At 56.1% G+C, this 1,254-nt stretch carries 2 protein-coding genes; both read right to left on the bottom strand.

The genetic code is table 11. The annotated features are described in order from the left end of the window. Positions 1–37 precede the first annotated feature (37 nt). Positions 38–901, bottom strand: coding sequence for an IS3 family transposase (locus tag AUC60_RS27170; RefSeq protein ID WP_087274653.1), 864 nt, complete (start codon positions 899–901; stop codon positions 38–40). After that, a complete protein-coding gene (locus AUC60_RS27165) occupies positions 898–1,191 on the bottom strand; it encodes a transposase (protein ID WP_087274651.1) in 294 nt (97 codons plus the stop codon). Before AUC60_RS27165 ends, AUC60_RS27170 begins: the two co-directional genes overlap by 4 nt. Positions 1,192–1,254: the final 63 nt, after the last annotated feature.

The following is a 1,254-nucleotide window of genomic DNA, read 5'->3' as shown; positions in this document are numbered from 1 at the left end:
TGGACTTGTCCCGTGACAACGGACGCCAAGAAGCTGGTTATCCAGTCTTATGCCTCAAGCCCTTTGCATATTCGTTCGGAGAACGATATCCGAGGGCTGAGTGCAGTCGACTACTGTTGTAAAACCCATGCACATAGCTGGCGATCGATAGCTGTGCCTGTTTTTTGGTGGGGTAGACTCCCCGAGCTTCCTCTCTCTTCAGAGTAGCGAAAAAGCTCTCCGCCACTGCGTTATCCCAGCAATTTCCCTTTCGACTCATGCTTTGTTTGAAGTCCTTCCTGGCCAACGCCAGACGGAACTTACTGCTTGCGTACTGACGGCCCTGATCGGAGTGGAATACTGCCCCGCTGGTGCCAGAGCAAGCGCTCCAGGCATTTAGAAACGCGCTCTCGACCAAACCATCTGGCATGCGGTCCGACAAGCTGTAACCCAGGATCTGGCGGGTCTGGATGCTCAACACTACGGCCAGATACAACCAGCCCTCTCTGGTTGGGAGGTAGGTGATATCACTGACCCAGGTCGGCGTGGGGTTATTGATAGAGAACTGACGGGCCAGCACATTGCTCGCGACCGGCAAGTGATGATGGCTGTCAGTGGTGCAGGGCCTGAAACCGCCTTTGGACTTCCCCTGTATTTGCTCCTCCTGCATCAACCGCCTGACCCGCTTGTGGCCCACTGCATATGATTTCTGGCGCAAGGCTGCCACTAACCGTGGCCGACCGTAGGTGTTTCGACTGGCCGCATAGGCGCTGCGCAACTCAAGGCGAATTTGAGCGTCAGGATCAGGACGAGGCTGCCTGTGTATGTAAGCGTAAAAACCTGAACTCGAGACTTCCATCACCCGGCACAACACACGTACCGGGTATTGAGTCCGTTCAGCGGCGACGAAGGCGTATCTCACTTGGACTCTCTGGCGAAGAATACCGCCGCCTTTTTTAGGATTTCACGCTCCATTTTCAGCTCAGCAACCTCAGCTCGCAGGCGGGCAAGCTCGCTGTCTTCCTTGGTGATGGGCTTACGTTCGGGCGAGCTCAACGGCTGCCCCCTACGCGAGGCGTCCACCCAGTTGTCGAGCGTTTTGACGGACATCTCTAGCTGGCGGGCGGCTTCGGTTCTGCCGACGCTCTCAGCCAGCGCAACCGCTTGAGTCTTGAACTCATCGGTGTAGTTACGGCGAGTAGATGGGTACATGGCAACCTCCAAGAGAACGATTTAAGTATCGCTTCTTGGCGTCCGTTGTCACGGGACAAGTCC

The organism is Pseudomonas caspiana, from assembly GCF_002158995.1.
GTDB lineage: Bacteria > Pseudomonadota > Gammaproteobacteria > Pseudomonadales > Pseudomonadaceae > Aquipseudomonas > Aquipseudomonas caspiana.
The sequence above is the reverse complement of the archived record's forward strand: the minus strand, read 5'-3'. Positions and strand labels throughout refer to the sequence as shown.